This is a genomic window from Streptomyces swartbergensis (genome assembly GCF_002148965.1).
GTDB classification, from domain to species: domain Bacteria; phylum Actinomycetota; class Actinomycetes; order Streptomycetales; family Streptomycetaceae; genus Streptomyces; species Streptomyces swartbergensis.
In genome coordinates, this window is record NZ_NGFN01000372.1 from 1 (window position 1) to 8300 (window position 8300).

Here is an 8300-nt window from a genome sequence, read left to right on the forward strand (position 1 = left end):
GCCCCCGCTCGAAACCGCGGCGGTCCACCACGGTGCAGCCCCCGCTCGAAACCGCGGCGGTCCACCACGGTGCAGCGAATCCACTTGACCAGCACCGCGCCATGGTAAGGCCAGGGAGCGTGGCGTCGGTCACTCTCGGCTGGACCGCTCTCCGGCGCGCGCACCCGCACGCGTGGCAGGATGGACAAACAGTCGTGACTGCCCGGCAGTTGAGGTGAACGGGCGGGTCGGTACGGGGAAGGGGACGCCGGTGGACGGGCTCAACAAGGGGCTTCGCAAGGTCGAGATCGCGGTGCGGTGGGATCCCAGTCCGGCGGGGCAGCCGTCCACCGACCTGGACCTCGTCGCGGCGACCTATCTGGCGGACGATCCGCACGGCGATCCCGCCTACGTGGTGCACTTCGACAGCCGCTCCCCCGACGGCACCATCTATCTCAACCGGGACAGCAAGGACGGCCAGGGCTTCGGCTACGACGAGGTCATGACGCTGGAACTCGACCGGCTCGACGGCCGGTACGCGCGCGTGGTGGTCGGTGTCGTCATCCAGCAGCGCCCGGCGGAGCGCACTTTCGTCAGCGTGGTGAACCCCGGGCTGCGCATTCGCGAGGGGTACACGGTCCTAGCGGAGGACGACTTCGGGGGTGTCCTGGGGGCCACTGCGGCGACGGTCGCGGAGTTCGTCCGGGACGGCTCCGGTCCCTGGGAGTTCCGCCCGGGCGTCCGTGGTTTCGAGGGTGACCCTGCGGACTTCGCCAGGACGATGGGTGCCGCGCGCCAGCCGTGAGTTTTCCCCGGGGAACCCGCGAGGCAAGCGGTGAGCTCGGTTTTCCGGGGGGCTGGGACTGCGAAACCCGGCTGGTCGACGGCCACTGGGTCGAACGCCGTCCCCGCCGCCCGGATTCGGGTGAACCCCTGTGTACGCCAGACGCGCCCCGGCTTCCGTAACCCGTGTCGACAAGAGGGGCACCGGCCCGAAGGCGGTGCCCCTCTGTCATCTACTCAAGGCGCTGGGCGTCAGCTGCAACCGCTGGTCGAGCCGCAGCCCTCGCAGATGTAGCAGGAACCGGCGCGCTGCATCTTCGTACCGCAGGAGAAGCACAGCGGGGCGTCGGCCTGGATGCCCAGCTGCATCTCCACCAGTTCGGCGCTGGTGTGAGCCTGCTGCGGGGCGGGCTTGACCGCCTCGTCGTTCTTCGGCGCGGAGACGGCCTTCAGCTCCTGGGCCCGCGGCGCCGACTGGGCCAGGCCCTCGACGTCGACCTCGTCCTCGTTCGGCTCGTACGAACCGGTCTCCAGGTGACGCTGACGCTCCTCGGCCGAGTGGATGCCGAGCGCGGAGCGCGTCTCGAACGGCAGGAAGTCCAGCGCCAGGCGGCGGAAGATGTAGTCGACGATCGACTGGGCCATCCGCACGTCCGGGTCGTCCGTCATACCGGCCGGCTCGAAGCGCATGTTCGTGAACTTCGAGACGTACGTCTCCAGGGGGACGCCGTACTGGAGGCCGACGGAGACCGCGATGGAGAAGGCGTCCATCATGCCCGCGAGGGTCGAGCCCTGCTTGGACATCTTCAGGAAGACCTCACCGAGACCGTCGTCCGGGTAGGAGTTGGCGGTCATGTAGCCCTCGGCGCCGCCGACGGTGAAGGACGTGGTGATGCCGGGACGTCCCTTCGGAAGGCGCTTGCGTACCGGGCGGTACTCGACGACCTTCTCGACCTTGGTCTCGACGACCGCGGGCTCCTCGACCTTCGCCACTTCCTTCTTCTTGGCGGAGAGCGGCTGGCCGACCTTGCAGTTGTCGCGGTAGATCGCGAGCGCCTTGACGCCCAGCTTCCAGGCCTCGAAGTAGATCTCCTCGACCTCCTCGACGGTCGCCGTCTCCGGCATGTTGACCGTCTTGGAGATGGCGCCGGAGATCCACGGCTGGATCGCGGCCATCATGCGGACGTGGCCCATCGGGGAGATGGCCCGCTCGCCCATGGCGCAGTCGAACACCTCGTAGTGCTCGGGCTTGAGACCGGGCGCGTCGATCACGTTGCCGTTCTCGGCGATGTGGGCGACGATCGCCTCGATCTGCTCTTCCAGGTAGCCAAGGCGGCGCAGGGCCTGCGGGACGGTGCCGTTGACGATCTGCATCGAGCCGCCGCCGACCAGCTTCTTGAACTTGACCAGCGCGAGGTCGGGTTCGACACCGGTGGTGTCGCATGACATCGCGAGGCCGATGGTGCCGGTCGGGGCGAGCACGGAGGCCTGGGAGTTACGGAAACCGTTCTTCTCGCCGAGGCGCAGTACGTCTCCCCAGGCCTCGCTGGCGGCGGCCCACACCGGGGTGTCCAGGTCGTCCATGCGGACGGCCTTGTCGTTGGCGTCGGAGTGCTGCTTCATGACGCGCTTGTGGGCGTCGGCGTTGCGGGCGTAGCCGTCGTACGGGCCGACGACCGCGGCGAGCTCGGCGGAACGGCGGTACGCCGTGCCGGTCATCAGGGAGGTGATGGCACCGGCGAGGGAGCGGCCGCCGTCGGAGTCGTAGGCGTGGCCGGTGGCCATCAGCAGGGCGCCGAGGTTGGCGTAGCCGATGCCGAGCTGGCGGAACGCGCGCGTGTTCTCGCCGATCTTCTGGGTCGGGAAGTCCGCGAAGCAGATCGAGATGTCCATCGCGGTGATGACCAGCTCGACGACCTTCTGGAAGCGCTCGGCCTCGAAGGACTGGCTGCCCTTGCCGTCGTCCTTGAGGAACTTCATCAGGTTCAGCGAGGCCAGGTTGCAGGACGTGTTGTCCAGGTGCATGTACTCGCTGCACGGGTTCGACGCGGTGATCCGGCCGGACTCGGGGCAGGTGTGCCAGTTGTTGATGGTGTCGTCGTACTGGATGCCGGGGTCGGCACAGGCCCAGGCGGCCTCGGCGATCTTACGGAAGAGCGACTTGGCGTCGACCTCCTCGATGACCTCGCCGGTCATCCGGCCCCGCAGGCCGAACTTGCCGCCCTGCTCGACGGCCGTCATGAACTCGTCGTTCACGCGGACCGAGTTGTTGGCGTTCTGGTACTGGACGGACGCGATGTCGTCGCCGCCCAGGTCCATGTCGAAGCCCGCGTCGCGCAGGACGCGGATCTTCTCCTCTTCCTTGACCTTGGTCTCGATGAAGTCCTCGATGTCCGGGTGGTCCACGTCGAGGACGACCATCTTGGCGGCGCGGCGGGTGGCGCCACCGGACTTGATCGTTCCTGCGGAGGCGTCGGCACCGCGCATGAAGGAGACCGGACCGGAGGCGTTGCCGCCGGAGGACAGCAGTTCCTTGGAGGAACGGATCCGGGAGAGGTTCAGGCCGGCGCCGGAGCCGCCCTTGAAGATCATGCCCTCTTCCTTGTACCAGTCGAGGATCGACTCCATGGAGTCGTCGACGGACAGGATGAAGCAGGCGGAGACCTGCTGGGGCTGCTTGGTGCCGACGTTGAACCAGACAGGGCTGTTGAAGCTGAAGATCTGGTGCAGGAGGGCGTACGCGAGCTCGTGCTCGAAGATCTCGGCGTCGGCGGGCGAGGAGAAGTACTTGTGGTCCTCTCCGGCCTTCCGGTAGGTCTTCACGATGCGGTCGATCAGCTGCTTGAGGCTGGTCTCGCGCTGCGGGGTGCCGACGGCACCGCGGAAGTACTTGCTGGTGACGATGTTGACCGCGTTCACCGACCAGAAGTCGGGGAACTCGACGCCGCGCTGCTCGAAGTTGACCGAGCCGTCGCGCCAGTTGGTCATGACGACGTCACGGCGCTCCCAGGCCACCTCGTCGTACGGGTGGACCCCAGGGGTGGTGTGGATGCGCTCGATACGCAGGCCCTTGCTCGCCTTCGTGCTCTTGGCGCGGGAACTCCGTGCCGGACCACTCGCCGTCTCTGTCATGCCGCCTCCCTGTATGGGCGAAAACGCCCTGAAGTGCCCCGATTGTTCCCGTGGCACGTGTTCTGTCTGGTATTGCGGGCACCCACTCACCTCGCCCGCAACAGGTCTTCACATCGCCGCCGCCCGGCCGGGCCCGGAGCTGCCGTCCGAGTCCGGCCCGCCGGTCAGTCGGCGGCGCCTGCGGGTTCGGGGACGGGTGTCGTCCCTCCGGACCCGCGGTCGTCTTCCTGGCTCCCCGCCCCCGCGCTCTCGCGGTCTCCGTCGTCCGTGCCGGGGGGCCCCGTCTCTTCCCTGAGCTCCGCGATGGCCGCCTCGAAGTCCTCGAGCGAGTCGAACGCCCGGTAGACGGAGGCGAATCGCAGATAGGCGACGAGATCCAGCTCCTGCAACGGGCCGAGTATGGCCAGCCCCACGTCGTGGGTGGTCAGCTCGGCGCTCCCGGTGGCCCGCACCGCCTCCTCGACCCGCTGGCCGAGCTGGGCGAGCGCGTCCTCGGTGACGGGCCGTCCCTGACACGCCTTGCGCACACCATTGATGATCTTTGTACGGCTGAAGGGTTCGGTGACTCCGGACCGCTTGACCACCATGAGCGAGCACGTCTCCACGGTCGTGAAACGACGGGAGCAGTCAGGGCACTGGCGGCGCCTGCGGATCGACGTGCCGTCGTCGGTCGTACGACTGTCGACGACACGGCTGTCGGGGTGCCTGCAGAAGGGGCAGTGCATGAACTCCAACCCTCCTCACAGCAGACTCAATAGCCTCGCTGGGTCTCTTGCGCCCCACGAAGCAGCCCCAAGCATAGGCGATGACCATGAGCCCTGAGACCCGGGGGACCACAACTTGTGGGCTGCTGCTGCAATCCAACCACTAGATGTGGGGATTGGCTCATACATGCACGCCATACGCGCGTGTCGCGCGCGTAGCCGCAGGTGACGCGCGACCGACCGCGCCGCGCCGGCCTCGTACGTCCGCGACCGCACCGCCGGACACGGCCTGCCACACCCGCCGGACGCATCCGTACGCGCACAGGCGTATCGCTGCGGCACATGCGGAGATACCGTGGGCGCCGCGAGGAGGGGACGTGGGACTCCCGCACAGATGAGGGCTGGTCCCGGGGCAGGGGAATGCCGGATGGCAGACTGGGGCAACAGCCCCCGAGGCGATCACCCCGGCGGTGAAGAGTACAGCAATGGGCGCTTTTGCCCGCCAGGTGGAGCGGTAGCCAATACACCCAGACACATGATCGCGTCAGTCGATTCGCGATTTTTCACTCGAACGTGTGTTTGGCGCAACCTTTCGAAAGCAACTACCGTTGTCCAGCAGGGAGACCATCGAGAGGGGCCGACGTGACCACCACCGCAGACAGTGCCGCCATCACAGCCCAGGACCGCTCCCAGGGCCGACTGGAGCCGGTGCACGCGATGAACGAAGCCACGAACCCGGAGGGGCACAAGCGCTCTCTGCCGGGACGACCTCCCGGCATCCGGGCGGACAGTTCCGGACTCACCGACCGCCAGCGTCGCGTGATCGAGGTCATCAGGGATTCGGTGCAGCGGCGCGGCTACCCGCCGTCGATGCGCGAGATCGGCCAGGCCGTCGGCCTGTCCAGCACCTCTTCTGTCGCACACCAGCTGATGGCACTGGAGCGCAAGGGCTTCCTGCGCCGTGACCCGCACCGCCCGCGCGCCTACGAGGTGCGCGGTTCCGATCAGGCCGCCTCCGTGCAGCCCACGGACACGGCGGGCAAGCCGGCCGCGTCGTACGTCCCACTGGTCGGCCGCATCGCCGCCGGTGGCCCGATCCTCGCCGAGGAGTCCGTCGAGGACGTCTTCCCCCTCCCCCGCCAGCTCGTCGGCGACGGTGAGCTGTTCGTCCTGAAGGTCGTCGGTGACTCGATGATCGAGGCCGCCATCTGCGACGGCGACTGGGTCACGGTCCGCCGCCAGCCGGTCGCCGAGAACGGCGACATCGTGGCCGCGATGCTCGACGGAGAAGCCACCGTCAAGCGGTTCAAGCGCGAGGACGGCCACGTCTGGCTCCTGCCGCACAACGCGGCCTACGAGCCGATCCCCGGTGACGACGCGACCATCCTCGGCAAGGTGGTGGCCGTACTGCGCCGCGTCTGACACCGCGCACCGCGTCGGGTGGGCCCAGTCGGCCCGCCCTCTGACCGGGCCCCGGGACCCCTGCGCCGGTTCCGGGGCCCTGCGCTGTCCGGGCCCGGTGCCCGGGTGGGGATCGGCCCGCGGCTCCGCCGCCGCAGACCGACCCCGAGGCTCAATCGGCTTCCGCCTGCTTCGCCAGCGCGTCGATCGCCGCCAGCGACTTCCGCACCTGGTTGCGGTCCGTCGTGTACCAGAAGTCGGGCAGTGACGCCTTCAGATAGCCCCCGTACCGGGCTGTCGCCAGGCGCTGGTCCAGCACGGCGACCACACCGCGGTCGCCCGACGCCCGTACGAGACGGCCGGCGCCCTGGGCCATGAGGAGCGCGGCGTGGGTGGCGGCGACCGCCATGAAGCCGTTGCCGCCCGCGTCCTCCACGGCCTTCTGGCGGGCGCTCATCAGCGGATCGTCGGGGCGCGGGAACGGGATCTTGTCCATGACGACCAGCTGACAGCTGGGGCCGGGGACGTCCACGCCCTGCCACAGCGACAGGGTGCCGAACAGACAGGTCTTCGGGTCCGCCGCGAAGTTCTTGATGAGCTCGCCGAGCGTCTCCTCCCCCTGGAGGAGGATCGGGAACTCCGGGATCCGGGACCGCAGTTCCTCGGCGGCCAGCTGGGCCCCCCGCATGGAGGAGAACAGGCCCAGGGTGCGGCCCCCCGCCGCCTGGATGAGCTCCGTGAGCTCGTCGAGCATGTCGCCGCGGTCGCCGTCCCGCGCGGGGCGCGCCAGGTGCTTCGCGACGTACAGGATGCCCTGCTTGCGGTAGTCGAAGGGCGAGCCGACGTCGATGCCCTTCCATTTCGGGACGTCATCGCCTTCGGTCCCCTCGGGAGCGAGTCCGAGGGAAGCACCGACCCCGTTGAAGTCCCCGCCCAGCTTCAGCGTCGCGGACGTCAGGACCACGGAGCGGTCCGCGAAGAGCTTCTCCCGCAGCAGGCCCGAGACGGACATGGGGGCGACGCGCAGGGAGGCGCCGAAGCGGTCGTGGCGCTCGTACCAGACCACGTCCCACTCGGAGCCGTTCGTGATCCGCTCCGCCACGTCATGCACGTTCTCCACGGCCGCCAGGGCCTGCTTGCGGACCGCGTCCTCGTCCTGGACGGACTTGTCGCGGGTCGTGCCGATGGCGGAGATGACCGTACGGCACGCGTCACGCAGCGCCATGAGGGCGTAGCCGAGGTCCTCGGGGATCTCCTCCAGGCGGCCGGGCAGCGCGAGCTCCATCAGCCGCTCGAAACCCTCGGCAGCGGTCTGGAGCTGGTCCGCGGCCTTCTCGTTGGCGAGTTTCGCGGCCCGGCGCACCGCGCGGTTGACCTGCCCGGGGGTGAGCTCGCCGGTGGCGACTCCGGTGACGCGCGAGACCAGCTCATGGGCCTCGTCGACGATCAGCACCTCGTGCTGCGGAAGGACCGGGGCGCCCTCGATGGCGTCGATCGCGAGCAGTGCGTGGTTGGTGACGACGACGTCGGAGAGCTTGGCGCGCTCGCGGGCCATCTCGGCGAAGCACTCCGCGCCGTAGGCGCACTTCGAGGCGCCCAGGCACTCCCTCGACGACACCGACACCTGGGCCCAGGCCCGGTCCGAGATGCCGGGCGTGAGGTCGTCACGGTCGCCGTTCTCGGTCTCGTCGGCCCAGTCGCGCACACGCAGCAGGTCCTGGCCCAGCTTGCTGGTGGGCGCGGCCCCCTCGAACTGGTCGAAGAGGCCCTCCTCCTCGTCCTGCGGGACACCCTCGTGCAGGCGGTGCAGGCACAGGTAGTTCGACCGGCCCTTGAGCATCGCGAACTCCGGGCGGCGGCGCAGCAGGGGGTGCAGCGACTCGACCGTTCTCGGCAGGTCGCGCTCCACCAGCTGGCGCTGAAGGGCCAGGGTGGCCGTCGCGACGACCACACGCTCCCCATGCGCGAGCGCGGGCACCAGGTAGCCCAGCGACTTGCCGGTGCCGGTGCCGGCCTGGACCAGCAGGTGGGAGCCGTCGTCGATCGCTTCCGCGACGGCTTCGGCCATGGCCACCTGACCGGGGCGCTCCGTACCGCCGACGGCAGTGACGGCAGCATGCAGGAGTTCGGGGAGTGAGGGCTTCGTCATAGCGCGACCACCCTACGACCCAGCACTGACAAACGGGCGATCAAGGCGGGGACGGGGGACGGGATCAAGGCCTTGGCTCCTCGGTGAGGTGGGTCGGATGAGCGGGTGGGGTCGGATGAGCGGACGGGTGGCGGGGTCCCGGTGGACATGAC

The 8300-nt window shown here is 69.0% G+C and carries 5 protein-coding genes and 1 pseudogene; 2 read left to right on the forward strand and 4 right to left on the reverse strand.

The window, feature by feature from the left end:
* Nucleotides 1-164, reverse strand: a pseudogene (locus CA983_RS49310) (DUF4937 domain-containing protein); the annotation flags it as partial.
* Between the two features lie 86 nt (nt 165-250).
* On the opposite strand from CA983_RS49310, the gene CA983_RS36855 reads away from it, so the two are divergent.
* On the forward strand, nt 251-784 hold the full coding sequence (locus CA983_RS36855; RefSeq protein WP_086605094.1) for a TerD family protein: 534 nt from the start codon (nt 251-253) through the stop codon (nt 782-784).
* A gap of 230 nt (nt 785-1014) precedes the next feature.
* Here the strand turns inward: CA983_RS36855 and CA983_RS36860 are convergent, their stop codons facing one another.
* Nucleotides 1015-3894 (reverse strand): vitamin B12-dependent ribonucleotide reductase, encoded by a 2880-nt coding sequence (locus CA983_RS36860; protein ID WP_086605092.1) that lies wholly within the window; start codon nt 3892-3894, stop codon nt 1015-1017.
* Between the two features lie 164 nt (nt 3895-4058).
* Nucleotides 4059-4619, reverse strand: a complete 561-nt coding sequence (gene nrdR, locus CA983_RS36865; RefSeq protein ID WP_086605095.1) for a transcriptional regulator NrdR — start codon at nt 4617-4619, stop codon at nt 4059-4061.
* 621 nt (nt 4620-5240) lie between these two features.
* Between nrdR and lexA the strand changes: the two genes are divergently transcribed.
* Nucleotides 5241-6020, forward strand: coding sequence for a transcriptional repressor LexA (lexA, locus tag CA983_RS36870; RefSeq protein WP_030845416.1), 780 nt, complete (start codon nt 5241-5243; stop codon nt 6018-6020).
* 151 nt (nt 6021-6171) lie between these two features.
* Here lexA and CA983_RS36875 read toward each other — a convergent pair whose 3' ends face one another.
* Nucleotides 6172-8148, reverse strand: a complete 1977-nt coding sequence (locus tag CA983_RS36875) for an ATP-dependent DNA helicase (protein WP_086605093.1) — start codon at nt 8146-8148, stop codon at nt 6172-6174.
* Between the last annotated feature and the right edge of the window lie 152 nt (nt 8149-8300).

What these genes read in the sequence shown, in the direction of transcription:
- CA983_RS36875 (WP_086605093.1), bottom strand. Translation starts at nt 8,148, where the DNA reads ATGACGAAGCCCTCACTCCCCGAACTCCTGCATGCTGCCGTCACTGCC.
- CA983_RS36860 (WP_086605092.1), bottom strand. Translation starts at nt 3,894, where the DNA reads ATGACAGAGACGGCGAGTGGTCCGGCACGGAGTTCCCGCGCCAAGAGC.
- nrdR (WP_086605095.1), bottom strand. Translation starts at nt 4,619, where the DNA reads ATGCACTGCCCCTTCTGCAGGCACCCCGACAGCCGTGTCGTCGACAGT.